Origin of the sequence: Methylophaga sp. UBA3613 (genome assembly GCF_002375415.1) — a bacterium.
Lineage (GTDB): Bacteria > Pseudomonadota > Gammaproteobacteria > Nitrosococcales > Methylophagaceae > Methylophaga.
In genome coordinates this window covers 1-21,040 of the sequence record NZ_DFLS01000013.1, presented here as the reverse complement: position 1 = coordinate 21,040, position 21,040 = coordinate 1, and the positions used below count along the sequence as shown (strand labels likewise).

General features: G+C 44.6%; 21 protein-coding genes. 8 read left to right on the top strand and 13 right to left on the bottom strand.

Features of this window, described 5'->3' with window-relative positions:
• Positions 1 to 63: 63 nt before the first annotated feature.
• The 5 genes from B3S93_RS14380 to B3S93_RS14360 form a co-directional block, all read right to left on the bottom strand.
• A complete protein-coding gene (locus B3S93_RS14380; protein ID WP_292358278.1) occupies positions 64 to 360 on the bottom strand; it encodes a DUF1840 domain-containing protein in 297 nt (98 codons plus the stop codon).
• Between the two features lie 284 nt (positions 361 to 644).
• Positions 645 to 965 carry a hypothetical protein gene (locus B3S93_RS14375; RefSeq protein WP_292358280.1) on the bottom strand — a complete coding sequence of 107 codons (321 nt, stop codon included), beginning with the start codon at positions 963 to 965 and terminating at the stop codon, positions 645 to 647.
• A 99-nt stretch (positions 966 to 1,064) separates the two neighbouring features.
• Positions 1,065 to 1,340: a DUF1971 domain-containing protein gene (locus B3S93_RS14370; RefSeq protein ID WP_292402858.1), complete on the bottom strand. Its 276-nt coding sequence runs from the start codon at positions 1,338 to 1,340 to the stop codon at positions 1,065 to 1,067.
• Between the two features lie 119 nt (positions 1,341 to 1,459).
• Positions 1,460 to 2,080, bottom strand: a complete 621-nt coding sequence (locus tag B3S93_RS14365) for a uracil-DNA glycosylase family protein (RefSeq protein ID WP_292402855.1) — start codon at positions 2,078 to 2,080, stop codon at positions 1,460 to 1,462.
• Positions 2,081 to 2,120: 40 nt separating this feature from the next.
• The gene (locus B3S93_RS14360; RefSeq protein ID WP_292358285.1) at positions 2,121 to 2,375 is read right to left on the bottom strand and encodes a DUF1488 family protein; all 255 of its coding nucleotides are present in this window, start codon (positions 2,373 to 2,375) and stop codon (positions 2,121 to 2,123) included.
• A 242-nt stretch (positions 2,376 to 2,617) separates the two neighbouring features.
• Between B3S93_RS14360 and B3S93_RS14355 the strand changes: the two genes are divergently transcribed.
• Positions 2,618 to 3,904 carry an MgtC/SapB family protein gene (locus tag B3S93_RS14355; protein WP_292358287.1) on the top strand — a complete coding sequence of 429 codons (1,287 nt, stop codon included), beginning with the start codon at positions 2,618 to 2,620 and terminating at the stop codon, positions 3,902 to 3,904.
• 235 nt (positions 3,905 to 4,139) lie between these two features.
• Here B3S93_RS14355 and B3S93_RS14350 read toward each other — a convergent pair whose 3' ends face one another.
• A complete protein-coding gene (locus B3S93_RS14350) occupies positions 4,140 to 5,600 on the bottom strand; it encodes a phospholipase D-like domain-containing protein (RefSeq protein ID WP_292402852.1) in 1,461 nt (486 codons plus the stop codon).
• 342 nt (positions 5,601 to 5,942) lie between these two features.
• Here B3S93_RS14350 and B3S93_RS14345 point away from each other — a divergent pair, with 342 nt between their 5' ends.
• The 3 genes from B3S93_RS14345 (at position 5,943) to B3S93_RS14335 (ending at position 11,306) form a co-directional block, all read left to right on the top strand.
• Positions 5,943 to 7,781, top strand: coding sequence for a purple acid phosphatase family protein (locus tag B3S93_RS14345; RefSeq protein ID WP_292402849.1), 1,839 nt, complete (start codon positions 5,943 to 5,945; stop codon positions 7,779 to 7,781).
• A gap of 228 nt (positions 7,782 to 8,009) precedes the next feature.
• A complete protein-coding gene (pstS, locus tag B3S93_RS14340) occupies positions 8,010 to 9,074 on the top strand; it encodes a phosphate ABC transporter substrate-binding protein PstS (protein WP_292402845.1) in 1,065 nt (354 codons plus the stop codon).
• Between the two features lie 246 nt (positions 9,075 to 9,320).
• Complete coding sequence (locus B3S93_RS14335) at positions 9,321 to 11,306, top strand: site-specific recombinase (RefSeq protein ID WP_292402842.1); 1,986 nt, start codon at positions 9,321 to 9,323, stop codon at positions 11,304 to 11,306.
• A gap of 489 nt (positions 11,307 to 11,795) precedes the next feature.
• Here B3S93_RS14335 and B3S93_RS14330 read toward each other — a convergent pair whose 3' ends face one another.
• Entirely contained in the window at positions 11,796 to 12,113 is a 318-nt protein-coding gene (locus tag B3S93_RS14330) for a winged helix-turn-helix transcriptional regulator (RefSeq protein WP_292402839.1), read from the bottom strand.
• Positions 12,114 to 12,256: 143 nt separating this feature from the next.
• Between B3S93_RS14330 and B3S93_RS14325 the strand changes: the two genes are divergently transcribed.
• Positions 12,257 to 13,015, top strand: coding sequence for an SDR family NAD(P)-dependent oxidoreductase (locus tag B3S93_RS14325; protein WP_292749168.1), 759 nt, complete (start codon positions 12,257 to 12,259; stop codon positions 13,013 to 13,015).
• 125 nt (positions 13,016 to 13,140) lie between these two features.
• Entirely contained in the window at positions 13,141 to 13,461 is a 321-nt protein-coding gene (locus B3S93_RS14320) for a YdhR family protein (protein ID WP_292402835.1), read from the top strand.
• Between the two features lie 100 nt (positions 13,462 to 13,561).
• Here B3S93_RS14320 and B3S93_RS14315 read toward each other — a convergent pair whose 3' ends face one another.
• The 6 genes from B3S93_RS14315 to B3S93_RS14290 form a co-directional block, all read right to left on the bottom strand.
• Entirely contained in the window at positions 13,562 to 14,569 is a 1,008-nt protein-coding gene (locus B3S93_RS14315; RefSeq protein ID WP_292402832.1) for a YihY/virulence factor BrkB family protein, read from the bottom strand.
• A 189-nt stretch (positions 14,570 to 14,758) separates the two neighbouring features.
• Positions 14,759 to 15,706, bottom strand: coding sequence for a malate dehydrogenase (mdh, locus tag B3S93_RS14310; RefSeq protein WP_292749166.1), 948 nt, complete (start codon positions 15,704 to 15,706; stop codon positions 14,759 to 14,761).
• 117 nt (positions 15,707 to 15,823) lie between these two features.
• Positions 15,824 to 16,162: a hypothetical protein gene (locus B3S93_RS14305; RefSeq protein WP_292402826.1), complete on the bottom strand. Its 339-nt coding sequence runs from the start codon at positions 16,160 to 16,162 to the stop codon at positions 15,824 to 15,826.
• 132 nt (positions 16,163 to 16,294) lie between these two features.
• A complete protein-coding gene (locus tag B3S93_RS14300; protein WP_292402823.1) occupies positions 16,295 to 16,879 on the bottom strand; it encodes a DJ-1/PfpI family protein in 585 nt (194 codons plus the stop codon).
• 187 nt (positions 16,880 to 17,066) lie between these two features.
• On the bottom strand, positions 17,067 to 17,357 hold the full coding sequence (locus B3S93_RS14295; RefSeq protein WP_292402820.1) for a hypothetical protein: 291 nt from the start codon (positions 17,355 to 17,357) through the stop codon (positions 17,067 to 17,069).
• Positions 17,358 to 17,426: 69 nt separating this feature from the next.
• The gene (locus B3S93_RS14290; RefSeq protein WP_292402818.1) at positions 17,427 to 17,618 is read right to left on the bottom strand and encodes a hypothetical protein; all 192 of its coding nucleotides are present in this window, start codon (positions 17,616 to 17,618) and stop codon (positions 17,427 to 17,429) included.
• Between the two features lie 529 nt (positions 17,619 to 18,147).
• Here B3S93_RS14290 and radC point away from each other — a divergent pair.
• Both radC and B3S93_RS14280 read left to right on the top strand, forming a co-directional pair.
• Positions 18,148 to 18,822 (top strand): RadC family protein, encoded by a 675-nt coding sequence (radC, locus tag B3S93_RS14285; RefSeq protein ID WP_292358316.1) that lies wholly within the window; start codon positions 18,148 to 18,150, stop codon positions 18,820 to 18,822.
• A gap of 115 nt (positions 18,823 to 18,937) precedes the next feature.
• A complete protein-coding gene (locus B3S93_RS14280; RefSeq protein ID WP_292402815.1) occupies positions 18,938 to 20,971 on the top strand; it encodes a TonB-dependent receptor in 2,034 nt (677 codons plus the stop codon).
• The last annotated feature ends 69 nt before the right edge of the window (positions 20,972 to 21,040 follow it).

Genomic DNA, 21,040 nt, shown 5'->3' with positions numbered 1-21,040 from the left:
TCTTATTCGTTTCGTCCGTTCTGACAGGTTAAGGTGCGTTAATCCAGAAAATTGTGAATAGTTTTATTTACCTTCCCACATAACATCGGCATTGGCATCAATTGCTGCGTTTAACAGATTAATTAACGGTAATGCTCTTTGTGACAGGCCCGGTTTAAATTCACCATCTTGAGGATCCTGCTCAGCTGCTTTACTGGAATCAACCGCTGTTTGCAGTTTTGATAAAGCCGATGGTAAGTCCTGCGGCTGAAAGGCGCCTGGAATGGTGCCGCTATGCCCCATAATCTTCAACATATCTTTGGCCACATCACCAAACATGGTGATATCGGCATAAGCCTTGGTGCTAAACGTTACGATCATTCTAGTTCTCCATTAAAAGTTTATTGAGCTGTAAATAACCACGTCACGGTCAGTACATTCAGCGCTAAAGTATCGGAAAAGTTTTTGCGGTTTATCAACGACGCTTAAGCAAAACAGGGTATATCAAGCGAGGGAAAATGGACGCAAGAAATGCGGAGGCAAATACATCACTTCATTGTGTTAACCATAGAGCAAAATGAGGCTGATTGCTATCTAACCTCTTTCATACCAAACCCGACAGAACGATTCGATCTGCCGGATTTGTTAATGACGAATAGCCGTGATTATCTCGGCTCAACCGTAGTTTCGTATTCCGGACTTACCAACCGTGGGTCACCTTCATCCAGACACAGGAAAGTTACATCATAAAAATATTTCACCTTTTGCCGTTTCAGGGTTTTAGTGACCAGTAGCTCTTTTCCCTGACTGACGCAATACTCACCAGCTTGTTCAAGAACAGAAGCTTTTGCCGTGGAGGCATTCAGATGGTCAGCTGAAACCGTATAGGTATCAGGGCCAACTTTTTTAACACCGGAAGTTTTCACCGCACAGCCGGTGAGGACTAATGCAGCTGACAGACTTACCACTAATGCCAGTATTTTCATTTTGTTGTCTCCAATTAATAAACCCTAGTACCAACCAATTATCCGCTGTTATGCGATCTTGCCGACAATAATTTTGGTTAAAGGGACTTGTAATACTCATTACTGGTAAAACTCGACAAAAAAATCGACATGCCCAATCGGTTTTACCTGATGCAAAACAGCGGGCTCCACCACACCATATTTATCTGAATCCAACAGGATTTCTTCGAATGGATCCTGAATGGTATAAAGCAATTTTCCACTTACAACCACAATCTTTCCCCATACGCCCTCCTTGGTTTGGTGATTGTTCAGTAAACCGGTGGGGATAGAGCTCTCATCAAATTCCGGCGTGCGTTTATATGCAACAACATTGTCTGGTAGCGATTTCATCATCTTTACCTCTTAAATAGAACCGGAGCATGCAGAAATCTGCAAATTCATATATAAAATCGTCGATTCTCGACTATATATAACATTCAATTATGTCGTTTTGCATTTCCCCCACGACCAGCTTATGTAGCCTCTTGCGAGTAGGATAAAACTTCGGCCACCCGATGACGTAAATCCGGTAATAACGTTTGTTCAAACCATGGATTGTTTTTCAACCAGCGATTATTGCGCGGACTTGGATGTGGCAAAGGCACAACGTGTGGCCATAGTTCATGCCATGCTAAGACTTTTTCGGTGAGTGAGGCTTTATTATCAGCAAAATGATAAGCCTGAGCATATTGGCCAACCACCAAGGTCAATTGAATATTTTCCAATTTGGACAGCAAGTCGTCACGCCACGTCGGAGCACATTCCGGTCGGGGTGGTAAATCACCTGACTTACCTGTCCCCGGATAGCAAAATCCCATGGGCAGAATAGCAACCTGCTGTTCGTCATAGAAAACATCGCGAGATATGCCAAGCCAGGCTCGCAATCTATCACCGCTGGCATCATCAAACGGAATTCCGCTTTCATGTACTTTTCGGCCTGGGGCCTGCCCGGCAATCAGAATTCGTGCAGCAGGATGAAATTGCAAAACGGGTCGTGGCTCAACCGGCAACTTCTCAGCACAAATCCGACAACCATGAACCTCATTCAGCAATGCAAACGCATCATCTTCTTGGCAATTGGCAGATTTTTTCAAAACGAATAATCCCGGAGCCAGTGAACGTTAAACAGAATAATTACAACTCACCCCGATCAATATGTAGTTCGCCATCAACTACTTTATGGTTGAGGATCAATCCCTCAGCAATCTCTTCAAATTTATATTGATGCTCCAGAAACACGGTTTCAGCATCCATCTCATCATCCGGGTCAGCCAACTCATCAAGGGCCGCTGTAGAAACAATACATGCCACCGTCTGATTATTGACTATGGCATAAAACGTCACATCTTGATCATTAACCAAATATTCACCGGTAAAGTCGATATCCATAACATCTCCTTTTGGTTGCTCAGGCTTTAGCTTAATAAGCGAAACAAAGTAAGTTGTGGATTTATACTGACAAGTTATCGTCGGTAAATCAATTTTACGGATCTTAATTTAAGCATTGCATTCCCATGATTTTATTTGGATTCGTTGGTCTTTAATTACTGTTAATTATTATTACAATGCTTACTAAAGAGTACCAGCTGATGCTTATAATGCTTGTCAGTCATTAATCAGGAATTATTTTAATGTACCAACTGAGTGATTTTCTCGGCGCAGTCAGCCAGGACCTTTTTGCTCTCGGTATTGCTCTAGCTCTGGGTGCCTTAATCGGATTACAACGTGGTTGGCTCGCCCGTGATAAAGCAGCAGGACAACGCGTTGCAGGAATTCGCACGCACGCGCTCCTTGGTTTGCTTGGTGGCCTGTCAGTTCAACTCGGCCGCGAATTGGGTAACTGGGTACCTGCAATATTGTTGGTTATGGTTGCATTGGCCGGACTTGCCGGGTTTTTGATGCAAAACCGGCAGCAGCAAGATTTCAGTATTACCAGTTGGGTGGGTCAGGTACTGACATTTTGCTTTGGTGCGCTGGTAGTTGCCGGACAACCTGTGATCGCAGCTGCCGCTGCAGTTGTGACTGCAACGATTCTAGATAACAAAGAATCTATTCATCGTTTTCTGAAAACATTGGAAGCCAATGAACTGGACGCAGGACTGAAACTTCTGCTGATTTCCGTGGTGGTGCTGCCGTTATTGCCAAACGAAGGGTTTGGGCCGGGCGATGTACTCAATCCTAGAGAAATCTGGTGGATGGTGGTGCTCATCGCTGCAATTGGTTTCATCGGTTATTTTGCTATGCGTTTCGGTGGTTCGACACGCGGTATCATGTTTACCAGCCTGTTTGCAGGTCTCAGCTCATCAACTGCGCTAACTTTACATTTTTCACGCCTTTCAAGACAGTCAAACTCACGTCAGCTAAGCCCGCTCCTGGCCGCAGGAATCCTCATTGCATGCGGCACTATGTTCCCACGCATTCTGCTTTATGCTGCACTGATTTATCCACCGTTGCTGAAAGAGTTGCTGATACCTGTCATCGTAATGGGAGGCCTTCTTTATGGCTCAGCTGCACTGATATGGTGGCAACACTCCGGCTCAGTTAACGTAAGTCAGCCTCAAGGGCAGAATCCACTGGAACTACGCTCTGCTCTGCTTTTTGGTTTATTACTGGTAGTGATTTTATTGCTCGGCGAATGGTTGAAAAATGTGATGGGTGATGCAGGAGTCTTTCTACTGGCTGCTATTTCCGGACTGACAGATGTGGATGCTATTACCTTATCCCTGACCCGCATGGCACGTGAGGATTTAATGGCGGCTACTGCAGTGTTAGCAATTATTATCGCCGCTATGGTTAACAATCTTTTCAAAGCAAGTCTGGCTCTTGGCATCGGAACCGTTGGATTGGGCACACGTGTACTGATACCGATGTTACTATCATTATCCTCCGGTTTAGCGGTGGTTTTTTTAAGGATGTAAATTTGCCTGCGTTTTCAACTTACAGCTGATCAAAATTCTTCTTTAATTTTTTTGGCAATACGCTTTACCAATATCCCTTAGAAAAATTGCTCTACACTCTTTCCGAAAGCCCGCGGAGTGCTGAAAGATAAGGCGTCAAGAGAAAGCCTAGTCTGATTTACTCACTTTGATTGGTGTTTGAAAATGTAAGTCCATTTAAAAAAAGCCGATTTAGTTTGCTTTTGCAGAGAGGAACTTAAAAAGTGCTGATACCGGTGGCTTCCATAATGCGATAAAGCATACGCGGCCAGATTCGTTCATCGGCATACTGGGTATAACCTACGCTGTAATTTCGCTGATTCCTGTTATTCCAGCGCTCTTCAAACCAATCCTGGCCACGCTGCAAAGGTTCAGCCCCAGCAGATCCACGCAGAACCACACTGGTTTCAAGATTTAGGTTATGCAGATTGCGACGGGTTAAATTGGTTGAGCCAAGCATCATTGCATTTTGGTCATCACCCCCTCGATGCATCAGCCACTTTGCGTGACATTGCTCGCCATGCGTATTGCACCAGCGCACGGTAATGCCCGCTTCTACTAGTTCATGGGCCACAGGACGATTAGGTACACCATTTTTCTTCCGACCAAATGCATCTTTATTGGGATCCAGCAAAATCCTCATGCTCACGCCGCGCTCTGCCGCCCGCTTGAGTGCGTTTACTATGTCTCGGTCAGAAAGATAGAACATCGCCATATCCAATTTATCACCAGGCCCGGCTCCATCAATCATATCGATTGAGGCTCGCTCAACAGAGCGTTCGGTGACCACCTGAACGGTAAGACCGTTACTGCTTGCCTCTGATATCTGTGCTACTTCAGGTATTGGAACGGAGGCATCCGAAAATTCCAGTACCGCTGCTTCGCTGTCAAACAAATCCCAGGCTGCGGCCCCATTAAAGCGCAACGCCACATTACCGTGAGCACTACTACCATCATGAGGATTGGCAGAAGTAATCAATGCTGAAAGTTGCGTCCCATCATCGGCAATGATCAGTTTGCGATGATTGGCTTTGAAGTTGAGCATGGCAAGGTAACTCCGCAGCGAAACCCGTCCCTCCCCAAAAGGATTGGGTAACAGTTCCCCTTCATCATTGCCAAAAGGCTGAATAAACAGACGCCAGAAGGCAGAATATGCCGGGTTGCTATCCCTTAAGCGAGTCAAATCGGTCAATGTGACAGAAATACCTGCCGCTTCAAGTTGAGCAAAATGTGGCGAAGGGCGTCCACCATAAAGAGTATTCAGTGGATCGGAAATAACCTGTATATCAAGCGTCGGGTAGCGCCTTTTCTGGGCAATCAGAGCATCTGTCAGTTCGTCAGAGAGAGGGCGGTGTGTCTCCGACAGCTGGCCCTGAAAATCGTTGAATAAAAACATATCCACCAGCACAAATCGACGGGCACCGGCAATCATCTCAAAAATGGCATCGAATATCTGTTGATCGGTATGGCGTTCACCATCCGTGCTGGTAAACGTTCTGTCCGCCAAAAACTGCACATCGGTAGCAGAGCGCTCGGAGGCAAAAATATCCAACCCGGGAGGTAGCGGTTTGTAGACGTGATAAAAGCCCATACCAACCAACACAACAATCAACAATGTCAGCAGCCATAATCCCAAATGCCGACGTTGAGTAGGTTTGTCAGCAATAAACAATTTCATTTAGCAACGCTCCCTTTAGCTTGGCCTATCTATCTATATCAAATCCATCTGAACTGCGTCGCTCATGACGCCTGTTTTGTTGAGAAAGAATACTTGATGACTGTAGTGCTGTTCAAAAATCACATTCGTTATTTCAATGGTTGAAAGAGTCATTACAAAAAAATTTTAGCCAAATCAACTCCTGATCATCCTTTGGTAACGAGCTTTAACGATACTCGATAGAAAAATTCACTTACACTCTATCTGAGAGCGCGCAGGATGTTGACGACAAAGTTATTTCAATTGTGTCTTATCATCACGGGTTTCGTTTTTTTATCAGGATTTCATGCGTCAGGAGTAGCAGTGGTCAAAAAAGTACCGGAAAGCATCGAAGAAAATAGCGATTTTCTGAGCGATCCCTTTCTTCAACTGCCCACGGCAGATTCAGTCAATGTGGTCTGGTTTACCAACTTTGCCGGGCAAAGCCATCAACTGCACTATGGTGATGGACTGATTGCTGATGCCACAACCACCAAGATGACCAGCATGTTTGAGGATGCAGATTCATCCCAACCCGGTAGGGATTATCAAACTCTTACACTGAGAAAGGTCTACCGCCATGAAGCGACAGCATCGTCACTCAGGGCCGGTGTGCGGCTGAATTATCAGGTGAAAAGCATAACCGATGAGGGACAGGTTCTTCTCAGTGACAGCTATAGCCTAACGACGTTGCCAGAAAAAAATACGCCACTGAAAATTCTACTTACCTCGGATCTACAATCAAAAACCAACTCTCCGGCCAACTATCAGAAAGTGGTGGAAACCATCGGTCTGCCCGATGCGGTTTTCTTTGCCGGTGATCTGGTCAATATCCCCGATCGTGCATCGGAATGGTTTGATCAACTCGAAGACGGTGCACCACCCTTTTTCCCGACGCTGCAGGGACGCTATCAACAACTCAAACCCGACGCGGTCTACAACGGCGGTGAAATTTTGCAACATGTCCCACTATTTGCTGCTATCGGTAATCATGAAGTGATGGGGCGTTTTCTCCCTCAGCAATCTGATCACCGAATGAACAATAGCTTTAATGATCCTCAACCGCGCTGGTATGCCGAAATCGCTTATGAGCAGCTTAAAGAGCAAATCAATCCCGACAATGATCCTCAACGCAAAGCACAATGGATTCAGGATAATTCGCATAATCAGCAAACTTATCTGGATGTTTTTACCTTTCCGGACGACAGTCCCGGTGGTAAAGAATATTACGCCATGGCGTTTGGGGACGTTTTTCTGATTTCGATGAATGTTTCACGGATCTGGCGATCATGGAATGTAAGCGGTCAGCATCGCAGCAAGTTTGTAGAAGCCTTTTCCGAGTTGCAAACTCCTGATGCATGGGGCTTTGGCGAATTTATGTTCGAGCGTTTTGATACCCAGTCAGAGCAATACCAATGGCTTGAAAGTGTGTTGCATTCTGATGCATTTAAAGAGGCAAAATACAAAGTGGTACTCGCTCATCAAGGGGTATTTGGACTGGGCGATAATGTTGTACCGGTGCTGGCAAATCCACTGATGCAACTGGTAGAAACAGATGAAAACAATATCGAAATACTGACCGAGCTAACTTTTCCCATCAGCCCGCAAGATTGGCAAAACACCGTATTGCCTAAGCTGCCCAACATCCGTGAAATACGTTATCAATATCTACTTAAAGACGATATTTGGCTTAGAGATATTGAACCATTATTGCTTAAACACCAGGTTGATCTGGTGCAAATCGGTCACTCACATCTATGGAACCGCACAAAAGTCGGCAATATGCATTATCTGGAAACCTCCAATGTCGGGAATACACTAGGGGCTTATTACAATGATCCAACCGGCACATATCAACAAAACAATCGCAACAGCAAAGCCAACTTCTGGATAGAGTTGAATTCAGAAAACTCACGTTGGGATCCGGCGAATTACGCTGCCAATGGCGATCCTCATGGACGACAGATGATCCAACCCAGCCTTTTCAGTCCGATGCATCTGCTGGACAAAACCTTTACGGATTTACCCTTTGTCTCAAGTAATCAACTGACCACGTTTTCGATTCTGGATACTGGAACAGCAACGGTAAAAAGCTATGTTTTCGATACCGCTGATCCTACATCTGAAGTGCAGTTATTTGATGAATTTTCAATAGGCAATTAGCTTAGGCATTTCCCAAACACCCTCGTACCTCAATACATCTTTCTGACTCATAACGATAAGCAAATCGTGGATTTGCTATGTATTTGAGCGCATCAGGATATATCAGCGCTCTAAAATATATGGATTTACATATATATGTAATAATACATATGTATCTTCCCAGTACATGCTAAACGTTAGCTGAACCAGATAAACAGCATGAACCTATTGATGTTAAAGGGAAATACAATGAATCGTTTGATTACATCCATTATCTATTTTGCAGTTACGCTAGTGTCATTAAGCCTTACCGCCTGTGACTCCAACAATGATCCCGCTGAAATATCAGAGATTAATGACAACCGTTCTGAAATAATCATTGCAGGCTCGACCTTCGCCTCCCCATTCTTTGAAAAAGTGTTGCAGACCTATGAGCAGGGCACAAAGTTTAGCTACCATTCGATAGGCAGTGGTGCAGGTATTGAGCAGTTTATAACGGGTGATGCAGATATCGGGACAACCGATGCGCCAATTAATGAAAAGGAAGCAGCTCGCTTAAATGAGAATTTTGAAGAAATCGTCGTCACCTCCGGCATGATCAGTATTGCTTATAACGTAGAGGGTCTGACTGACACACTCAAACTTCCAAGAGATGTGTATACAGATATCTTTCTTGGTGAAATCACCCGCTGGAATGATCCACGAATACTTGAAGTAAACCCTGATATCAATTTACCTGACAGTGCTATACAGGTCATTGCACGCTCCGATAGCAGTGGTACAACCTTTGCGTTTACCAATCATCTGTCGACGGTTAGCCCAGCCTGGAAAACAACATTTGGAGCAACAAAAAAACTGGACTGGCCCGGAAAAACAATGGAAGCAAAAGGTAACGAAGGAGTCTCCCAACGCCTGGCAATTACCAATAATAGCATCGGCTACGTTGAATTCGGCTTTGCTCAGCGCCTTGGCTTAAAAGTCGCAAGTCTGGAAAACAAAAGCGGAAAATTTGTTCTGCCCAATAACGAGACGGGCGACATAGGACTTGTCGATGAATTTTATTCAGAAGCAGAGCAAGTCGTTTCATCCATTGCTGATCCTGAGGGAGAATCGGCCTACCCAATCGTCGCATATACCTGGGCATTAATACGGAAAAAATATGAAACCCCTGGCATCGGCAGTGAAGTAAGAGATTTTATAAAATGGACGCTGAATGAAGGCCAATCATTAGCAGCTCCATTGCATTACCTTCCTTTATCGAAAGAGATTATTCAGGCAGAACAGGAAAAGTTGGGGCTGTATACTATCCAGTGAACCAAAGAGTCAGAAGCAAATATCAATTTTCTCTGGCTCTTTGGAGCTTTCATCCAGCATATTAGCGCTGGCTTATGCCAGCTCGACCAATAACACTTTGTCCCCTCTCTTATCTCCCGATATGAATTTTTCTTCATATGAACAGAACAGTTAAATCATGCTGGTTTTGTTAAGCTGTAATGACTTAATCCCCTCTTTCAACGAGTAACGATTTTAATGGCAAGCAATTTCAACGCTGAGCGTCTCATGCATGACCTAAAACAAGAGGCTCCACTGTTAGATGCTTTGATCGACATCATCGAACAGCTAAGAGAGACCGATCCAGAAAACGCATCAAAGCGACTGGATGACATTATGGAGATGATCGAAGCGAATCCAGAACTGAGAGCAGAATTTGGTCAGCAGTTTCATAGCTGGCTAATTGAATTAAACCTGTATCCGGCTTTGGTGAGTTTAGGAATTTTTGCCCGGCGTGGTGTATTTAATGAGTTCATGACCCGTCTTTATGACAAAGTTAATCCGCCCCCCATTGATCGCGAAAGCTCAAGAGGGGTGTTAACACTCCTGTTTCACCGACAATCAGATAAAAAATGGCTAAACACTATTACCAACGATCAATGGCTGCGTCTGTATCAAATCCTTGTTGATCACACGACACCTGAGACATTGAATACCGCCGTCAAACATTTCCGCCAACAATGTCTTTATGCAGTTGAAATGCTGGGTATCTGGGTTGCAGCCGAAGAACTTGAACCTGAATTGATTCGAATGGATCGGCGACTGATCGATATTGACTCTGCCTTTATTGGTCTGCAACGTGAACTGCGCCTGTTTACACAAACGGAGTTCGACCGTATTCAGGAACCTGAACTTCCGGCCTATGATCCCGAACATATTTGGGTAATGCTGGATCAATGTCGCGAACAGGTCTCACGCTTGAGACGCAAAGGCGCCGGGGCAGCAGGATCCTCAGTCTCGGTGGCACATTTGCTAGAACGTCTTGAACAGACGCTAGGGCGTATTGAACAAATTATGTCCATTTTAACCACCACAGAAACAATAGAAGTAGAACGTAAAAGTCTGGCGCTCTGGCAATCATTGATTGTTTCAGCCATTGACAAGAACAGCCTCTACGCCTTGATGCGCAACAGTCTTGCCATGCTCTCCCGCAGTATTACTGAGAACAAAAGTGATCATGGCGAACATTACATCAGCCGTGGTAAAAGCTCCTTTTATGCGCTTTTCCGATCAGCGGCCGGTGCGGGTTTTATTATTGCATTAATGGCTTTGTTAAAAATCAGTATCGTGAACATGGGCTTCAGTCCATTAAAAGAAACAGTACTCACCAGCCTGAACTATGGTCTAGGGTTTGTCCTTATCCATCTTTTACATTTCACCATTGCCACCAAACAACCTGCAATGACAGCAGCCAGTTTTGCCAGTGAAGTAGAACAAGGTGAAAACGGACGTGCTGCTCATCGCAAATTAGCCAGCTTATTAATTGATGTTAATCGGTCTCAGTGGGCAGCCGTTTGGGGCAATCTTTCAACAGCCATTTTGCTGGCGGCAGTGATTGCATTCAGTTTCTTTATGTTCACCGATAGTCCTTTACTAGATGCCTCGACTGTCAGCTACCAGCTGCATGCAATTGCCCCCTTCGAGGGTCTCGCCCTGTTTTATGCTGCAATTGCAGGTGTGTGGTTGTTTTGCTCAGGGATTATTGCCGGATATTTTGATAATCGAGCGGATTATCTCGAGTTAGAAATGCGCCTTCAGCAACATCGATTATTACAATGGTTAAAAGAAGAACGCCGGGATAAATTCGCAAAGTATATGCACGAAAATTACGGCTCGCTAGCTGGTAATTTCTTTTTTGGGGTATTGCTGGGGACGACGGGCTATATAGGCTATTTGCTGGACTTGCCACTGGATATACGTCATGTGGCTTTTTCATCTGCCAATTTAGGCTACAGCGCTTTGAGCACCCAGATGAACTTAATGGAATTTTTAATCCATTTGTTTTACGTATTATTGATAGGTTTTGTTAATCTCTGGGTCAGCTTTTCACTCGCCTTGATGGTCGCATTACGTTCCCGCGGCACACAAATAAGTCGTTTTCCAGTCTTGCTAAGCAGCCTATGGGAACAGATTAAGGAAAAACCGCTGCGTTTATTTTTTCCGGTCACCACGGTTCAACAAGCATTAAAAGAAGATAAGAAAAATAAGTCCTGAACTCTTTGCAAATTCAAATCTGCTGTACCTTAAATTCATCGAGATAAACGTTCTCATCGGCTGTATCTTTCAGATAAGCTTACGGCTACCCCGAACGCGAAAGCCTCAAGTAGAAAGTCTAACTGACCCAACGCCTGGCAATTACCATCAATAGTTTCGGCTAAGTTGAATTCAACTTTACTCAGCGCCTTGGCTTAAAGGTCGCAAATCTGGAAAAGAAAAAGCGGAGAAATGGCCTACCAATCGTCGCATATACCTGGGCATTAATACGGAAAAAGTATCAAAAACCCAGCATCGGCACTGAAATAAGAGATTTTATAAAATGGACGCTGAATGAAGGCCAATCATTAGCAGCACCATTGCATTACCTTCCTTTATCGCCAGAAATTATTCGGGCAGAACAGGATAAATTGCGGCTGTATGCTTTTACTCCATTATCTTTTTGGCTTTGCACGCTTTAATTAGCTTCCGTTCACTTGCATTGCCTTGTTATATGTCACATTCAATTTCGCTTTGGAGTTTTTCAAGCTCATCAAGAATACGTAGAAATTTGGTGCCGAACTCAGTGACTTTATATTCAACCCGTGGTGGCGTCTCGTTGTAGTTTACACGCTCCAAAATACCAAATTCCGCATTCTTTCTCAGGCATTCATTGAGCACTTTGGTGGTTAAGCCTTCAACGTTACGAACCATTGCACCAGGCCGGTTGATGCCATTTGCCAGAAGTTGATAAACCGTCAGAGACCACTTGCAACCGTAAATGGTCTCAACCATACGGGCACTTTTCTCGGGGGCTGATTTCCTCAAAAATATTTTTCCCTTTGCTTTCATCAAGATGTACCAAAAAGTACCTACCGCACCAATTTGTGCCTAATTTTCAATAGTCTACGAATTTCATAACCTATGTCCACACCTTAATATTTACCTGTGGAGGTAATCAGATGGAAAACATGACCAGCCCTTTGGCTTTGATCGTAGGCGGTTCCAGCGGAATGGGTTTAGCGACGGCAAAGCAGTTGCTCAAACGCGGCACTCATACGCTAATTATTGGCAGCTCATCCTCGAAATTGGAAGCGGCCAAGAATGATCTCTTTGGACTGGGACACATTCAAACCCTTCAGGCAAACCTGTATGAAGCCAGCGACGTACAACGCGTTATTGATTTTGTGGCAAATCATGACCGACATATTCAATATTTTGTAAATGCGGCGGGCAAGTTCAAACCAACATCCTTCCTAGAACATGAGGGCAAGGATTACGACGCTTACATGGACTTGAACCGTGCGACATTCTTCATCTCTCAAGCTGTCGCCAAAAACATGGCCGTAAATGGTGGAGGTTCTATTGTGCATGTTGGTTCAATGTGGGCAAAACAAGCCATCAAAGCCACACCGTCATCGGCATATTCCATGGCTAAAGCCGGTTTACATGCGTTAACGCAGCATATGGCGATGGAACTGGCCGATAAGAATATCCGTGTCAATGCCGTTTCACCAGCGGTTGTGAAGACTCCCATTTACGAATCCTTCATTGAACCGAGTGAAATCGATAAAACGCTTGCGACATTCGATAGCTTTCATCCGATTGGAAGGATCGGTACTGCCGAAGATGTTGCCAGGACTATTAACTTCCTGCTTAGCAGTGATGCAAGCTGGGTAACCGGTGCCATTTGGGATGTGGATGGTGGTGTAATCGCTGGCCGAAACTAAACCCGATAATTAGATCGAACTGAAAAATGAGCGAAAAATGTGGGTTAGGCGTAATAATTAAAATACATTCTAAGCTGATTTTGAGTTATTACGCTGCCCCAAAATAGTTAAACAAGGAGCCTACTATGACCCAACCAAGCCGCGTTTTTCTCTATGCCGAGCTTCAATTATCCGCGCCTTTCACCAAAGACCTGTGGACGGAGATCAATCAAGCTATGCATACCGTACCGGGTATGCGAAGCAAAACCTGGTTAAGCGGTATCAACAACCATTCCGTCGGCGGTTTCTACGAATTCGATTCTGTTGAGAGCGCCCGAGCCTATGCCGAAGGCATGTTGGCCGATTTTGCCAAGACTGCAAACACCAGTCTGAGCGTCAAACTGTTTGATGGGGATGTGGTGGCTGAGGCGAGCAAAGATATGAACTCACCTTTCTTCATTAATTGACAGATAGGTTGGCCTAACGAAAACCTGGGGCCGGAGTAATAATTCAAATCCTGTCTGAGATGATGGTGAGTTCTTACTCGGCTCCAAATATCAATATCGTTTATTGCTGCTTCTCTTCTGATGGTTCAGCTCCGACCGTGTCAGCTACATATGCACCGCGTTTGCCCATTGGCTTGTCTTCCCCGACCGTTGAGTCAACTTCTGTTTGATGTTCCATCTCTGCGTTTATTTCGGCCCCCAACAGCACGACAAAGGCACTGATATAAAACCAGAAGATCAGAACGATCACACTGCCAATCGCACCGTAGGTTTCATTGTAATTAGAAAAATTTTGCACATAGGCCGTGAAACCGAAAGAAGCCAAAAGCCAAAGTAAAGTCGCAATGACCGCACCAACACTGACCCAACGCCACTTCGGATCTTTTCTATTGGGGGCGAAACGGTAAACGCACTCAAGTACCAGAATGAATAACATCGCCAGAATTGGCCAACGCAATGTTCTTAAAAGGGATTCTAACGTTTCGCCCAAGGGGATCACGCCAAGGACGATGGGCACCAAAATGGCGAGCAACGCTAACATCACCACACTGAAAATACCCACCACCGTAAATAAAAGCGACACCACCAGCAGGCTCCAAAAAGGGCGCTTTTCCTGTTCTTTATAAATAATATTGCAAGCCTTAATGACCGCCATAGCGCCCTTGCGCGCCACCCACAGCCAGACCAACAGAGATAAGACCAGCGTTACATTAAAGGCCGCTCCACCGGTATTCGTAAGCTCGGTAAGCTGATCGGTAAAGATACTGAATGCTTGTTCGGGTAACAGCTGCCGAAACGGCTCCACTTGAGAAATGATATTTTCTGGAGATGCAAAAAGCCCAAAAAGTGAAACCCCTACATTCAGTGCCGGGAAGATAGACAACATCATAAATAACGCCACACCGGCTGCCAGCAATGAAATATCGTGGCGATTCACATTGGTGATGACTCGCCGACCGATATCCCACCATCCTCGCCAGGAGATTTCAGGCGGCTTGCTGGCTTGCCGCCCACGATTATTGTCAGACGATGTATGTGCTGAATGCGGCGTGACGTCATCTTTTGGCATAGAGCCCCTTACGTTGCTGGCGGCGGTTAAAACCTATAATCAGAGTGATAATTCAAAGATAAAAATTTATTCATTCTTAAGCTGGTAGTGATTTTTGACACTGCATCTTTTAATCAAGTTTGCAGATCATTTGATTTTCGCTCTGTTAATACTTCTGAATCTCTCTCTTGTATTCCCCACTTTTATGAATTAGTTATAACCTAACAAAGCAACAACATCTTTCACGGAGTTCATTGAATATTCGAGTTTGGCTTTTTCATCAAAATCCAAATTGAGTTCAATGATTTTTTCTACGCCCTTACACCCTAAAATAGCGGGCAGACCGATAAATAAATCTGTGTAACCATATTCACCTTGGGTATAAACAACGCTGGGAATAAGCCGTTTTTGATCTTTCAATATCGACTCTACGGTCTGGGCTGTAGCAGCTGCAGCTGCGTAATAACTGCTATAACCCAGCAGATTTACGATCTCTCCCCCACCATGCGCTGTTCGATGAATAATTTCTTCCAGACGTTTTTCGCTGATCAAATCCAGAATAGGAATACCGGAAATAGTAGTATGGGTAGGCAACGGCACCATCGCATCACCATGACCGCCAATTACCAGACCATTTACATCTTTAACGCTAACACCCAACTCCATCGCAATAAACGCTTTATAACGAGTGGTATCGAGAGCTCCCGCCTGACCAATAATGCGTTCAGTGGGAAAGCCTGTGACTTCTTTTACTACATGACACATCGCTTCAATAGGGTTGGTGACAACAATCACAATGCTATCCGGCGCATAGCGTTTAATATTCTCTGACGCCTGCTCCATTACCACCTGATTGATTTTTATTAACTCATCGCGCCCCGGATACTTACCGGTTTCAGGATCTTTACGCCGTGGCACACCGGCAGAAACCACCACAATATTGGCATCAGCAATGATTTCAGGATCATTACTTCCGGTAATCTTCGCATCAAAACCCGCTGCCGGTCCGGACTGCATTAAATCCAGTGCTTTGCCCTTGGCAATTTGCTCATAAATATCAAATAATGCGAGATCACCTAATTCTTTCTGAGCTAACCAGTGAGCCGTAGTGGCACCAACATTGCCAGCACCATAGAGAGCAATTTTGTTTTGCATCATGCTTCCTTACTTTGTCGGGTTTCGGTTTTTATTTAGTCCTATTTCTGATTAAAATTTTAATCGACTAAAATTATCCAGCTTGCTGGCACCTTAGATTGTTAAATCACCAAGCAACCCTCATCGACTATAACTATTAGGTAAGCTTACGGCTACCCCGAAAGCATATGCCTCAAACGGAAAAGACGCACCTGGCTCCAGCCACACCGAACCACCTTTCTCCACAACTTCATGTAATAAATTCAGTACCCGGGCGTTAGCCAGACACAGTGATTGAAAAGCCGAGTTGGAACGTGCAGGCAGTAAGTTCGAGTGAAGAGGCTCCAGCGAGGCTGGGCATAGCCATTCATCGGGATATTCGGGATCCTTAAACGGGCGCCCCACCTGGATGGTAACCTCACGCAAAGGTTCGTTTGGGAGCTGTACGAATACTTTATCTATTGCTATTGGATCTTTCATGAATATGCTCATAACAGTCTGGTAAAGAGGCCTGCTTTCTCATAATAATTAATAACCGAAGTTTGGTCTCAGATGATTGTGAGTTTTTACTCTACCCAAATAACATAGAGCCCGTCCCCGTAGACGCAGGTTTTATGCGTTCTTTGTCCATACAAAATCCATCTGTCTTGCTGTCTTTTCAGCCAGGTCATTGCTGTGCAACTTGCTGACCAAATGTAGACTCATGTCGATTCCTGCTGATATACCGCCTGACGTGATGATTGACCCCTCATCTACCCAGCGAACATTCTCGACAACCTTCAACCGAGGAAACAACTTCCTTAGATCAGCAACATCCTCCCAGTGCGTTGTCACCTTATGCTCGTTAAGTATTTCAGCCTGTGCCAGTAGAAATACGCCAGTACAAACCGAAGCAACCATGGATGCTTTACGTGATTGTTTAGAAATCCAATCAATGACGTGATGTTTTTTCATTTCATCCGTATGACCCCCGCCTGAAACGACTAGAACGTCAATTTCCGGATGATTTTGAAATCCATAGCTCGGTAAAACTGAATACCCTGCCCTGGCAGAAACCATATTCCCAGTTTCACTTACGAGGAAAACATTGAAAGGAATATCGCTCTTACAAAGCCGCGAAGCCGTTGAGAACACTTCAAATGGTCCAGAAAAATCCAGTACCTCGGCGTTGTCGTAGATATAAATGCCTATATTCATTCAAGTATTACTCCAACTCATCCCCCCAGCAAACTAGGCTTTATAGTGAAGCCGCAGACGGAACAAAAAGCAATCGGATTTAATGTGTTTTTTATGCAGCAATTTCAACAAACTCCAGCCTTGGCAAAAGCTACTTGAAAATAGATTGAGTATTACCTGCAATTTTTGGCTTGATTCTTAGGTTTGCTTATTCATTGAGCTGAACGCACTTATATTCACCAGGAATTACCGAAGAAGATTCATCACTATTGTATTCTTCGACTAGCGTCCGACACACGGCGCCGTCATTACCGTACCCGTGAATGGTTATCAGGTGATCTGGTCCCGCAACACCATCTTTCACGAACGCGAAATCTGGTGAATTCCCAACCTTGTTTGAAGCAAAGAACGTTTGTACATCGCTGGCATCTGCCGCGAAAACGCTCACGGTAACTCCAACGATAAATCCAGCGAATGATGCAAAAATTATTTTTAGCACAAAATCCTCCTACACCTAATAAAGCTGAGCTTCAGGCGCATTAGCGCCGATGTCGGCTGGAAACAATTCTTATCCTTTTTTCTCCGCAGGCCATTCCATAAAGGCAAAAACCCAGACCATGATTAAATTAATTAGAGGCACAATTAATATCAGAGACCACCAACGAGAAAAACCTGCTTTCTTTGCCACTGGCCCGAATATAACTACTGGGATGACGATTAGTACAAGGATGATAATTAGCTGCCAGATACTGATCCCCATTATTTACCTCCTTTTGTCACAACGTCGAATTGCCACTTCGAAACGGCCAAAATAATTCCGCTTAATAGAATACCGGTATACGGGAGCAGTACCGTAAGACTTATCGCAGGATTTAGACCTGCCCGTTTAAATATTCTCCATACGGGATACAGGAACAGAATAGCCATTACTATGACTTGAATTATTAACTCTTCCATTTCTTTTCCTTTTTACTCATAACAGTCTGTTAATGAGGTCTACAACCTCATAATAATTATTAACGTGAATGAATCATAATTATTTTTCAATTTCATCTGCCTTTGTTAAGTGATTGAAATTTAATTTCTTATATTTGGTTAACTATAACCGGAAAAATTAATCATGAATCATTCACGATTAATTATTGGTGATTTGGAGCAGATACTTGCTTTATTCCAATCACCATAACTAACCGCACCAGTTCACAGAATCACGAATCTGGTTTTGTATTTACGATTCACCATCGTTAAATTTAAAAGTAAATGTAATCAAAAATCGCAGGGAGCGAATCATGGCAATCAAGGACTGGCCGGCAGATGAACGGCCGCGTGAAAAACTGCTTCAATCAGGGGCCGCAGCATTATCGGATGCAGAGCTCTTGGCAATCTTTCTTCGAACTGGTGTGACCGGCATTTCGGCTGTCGATTTAGCTCGAAAACTACTTTCCGACTTTGGTGGTTTACGAGCTTTATTTGAAGCAGATCATCATAGCTTTTGTCAGCAGCATGGTTTGGGCACAGCGAAGTTTGTGCAGTTGCAAGCGGTGCTGGAGATGAGTCGGCGTCATCTTGAATCAACTCTGACTCGAGGTAATGCGTTTACTGATGCAGTCACTACCCGACTCTATCTGCAACGTCAGTTACGACATTTTCCACATGAAGTATTTGCCTGTCTGTTTCTCGATACCCGACATCGGTTAATCAGTTTTGAACCGTTATTTCGGGGCACGATTGATGGTGCCAGTGTGTATCCGCGTGAGGTGGTGAAGCAGGCATTGAAGCACAATGCGGCGGCAGTGATTTTTGCTCATAACCACCCTTCCGGTGTGGCTGAACCGAGTCAGTCGGATATTCAGATCACCAAACGGTTACGCAGTGCTTTGGAGCTGGTGGATATTCGGGTGCTGGATCATATTATTGTTGGTGATGCTGAAACTACATCATTGGCTGAATTGGGGCATTGTTAAGCCCCTTTTGCGGGTTTTGCCACACTATTAGTTCATATCACCCATTTTTATTGGCAAGCAGATCGTTATGATTTTGGGAATGTAACCAACCCATTTATAAGACGTGACCCATATCATGACGATAAGCAAAACACTTAAACCCATTAGCATGGCTCTGGCTGTAGTTTATGCCAATGGCGTATATGCCGAATCACCCAATCTGCTGGATGATGCCAGTCTGACGCTTGGCACTGTCGTGGTTAGTGGCGAAAGTGGCCCGATTGCCACCCGCAATTTACCGACATCAGTGGATATCCTCGGTGCAGAAAAAATTCAAAATCAGGTAGTGACCAATAATTGGCAGTTATTTGGGCAAATGCCTGGCATCATGCTGACCCAGTTTAATCAAGGCAATGTCTCGGGCAAGTTTTCATTACGGGGCTTTAACGGCGAAGGTCAAATTAATGCGGTGAAGCTGCTGATTGATGGCATTCCCAGTAACAGCAATGACGGCAATATGCCGTATCTTGAATTGACCAATCCGTTGGATATCGAGGCGATTGAAGTAGTACGTGGTACTAATGACCCACGTTATGGCCTGCATAATATCGCTGGTAATGCCGATGTGATAACTCGGGTTGGTGGTAATTATCAAACGGCTCGCGCCAGTTATGGCAGCTTTGATACCCGCAATGTGCAATACGCCGCTGGGTTCGACAATGGGCTGTTTTCACAGAATTACACCGCCAGTTATCTGGATTCGACCGGCTATCGTGATCACAGTGATACCCAAAGATCTTCATTTGCCGGTAAATGGTTTTTCACCCCTGAAAGTGGCAACGCACGGTTTGGTGTGATTGCTCGTCATCATAAAGCCGATGCCGAAGAAGCGGGCTATCTGACTTATACCCAATCACGCGATGACGACAGACAATCACCGGAACATAATGCGTTTGACCAAGGCGATCGCGAGTTGAATCAATTTAGCGCCCATATGGATATTGATTTGAATGATGAGCTGTATTGGGAAACCAAAGCCTATCTCAATCAGATTGATGATAGACGTTATGTGCGTTTCTCGGAGAACGTCCCGCAACAGGAACGCTATACCAAAGAAAATCATGTAGGTGCATTAAGCACGTTAACTTGGCGACCAGAAGTCGATTGGGCCAATGAGTTTGCTCTGATGGGCGGGGTCAGTGCCGAGTTTCAGGATAACGAAAGTGATCGCTATCTAACCAATCAACGTACTCGACAGAGCCAGACGCGAGCTCAGCAATTTGATTTGGATATTTATGGTGCGTTTGTCCAGGCAGTTATTAAACCAACCGACAATTTAAAACTGGTGCCAGCTTATCGTGTTGAATCATTACATGGCAGTTATACCAATGAACTTACCGATCAACGTTTTGATATCAATGATTATGGTCTGATTCATCAACCTAAATTTAGCGCTGTTTATTCCTTTACCGACAATTACGCTGCTTATGCCAACTGGGGCAAAACCTTCCAGGTTGGTGTAGGCACCGCTACCTATAAAGTGGACAACATTCAGGATTTAGATCCCTCCATCAATGAAGGCTATGAGATCGGTCTGAAATTCCGCCCCACTTCATGGCTTGATGGTCGGGTGGCTATCTGGCAGCAAACCGCCAGCAATGAAGCGCGCCGTGCGTTGAATGATCCTCACAATGGTAGTGAAAATATCGGAAAAACTGAGCGTCAGGGGATTGATCTTCAACTAAACGCACAAGCTACCGATCAGCTTGCTTTCTGGTTTGCTGCTTCACTGCAGCGCTCAGAAATTCTTAAAGCCGATGCCGAGTCACCTGAAAGCAAAGGTCAGGAAATCGACCATGTACCGAGTTATCTGCTCAACGCCGGTGTCGATTATCAGGCTACGCAAAAACTGGGCTTATCTTTCTGGACCTCGGCTCAGGACTCCTATCACCTGGAACGTACCAACAATACCCGTGAATTTGGTCAGTTCTTTCTGATGAATGCCTCTGCTAGTTATTCAGTGACACAAAAAGTACGGCTGGAATTGCAATTGAAAAACCTTGCAAATCGTTATTATGAATATGTCTGGATTGATGAGACTAATAATCTTATTTTGCACTCCCCCGGCGATGGACGTGCTGTGTATGGCTCGGTTCAGGTAGACTTTTAGGGCTTGTTGATCTTTCATATCCACCACTGCTGGCGACTATTTTTGTGTCCGACAAGGCGGAAAGCACGC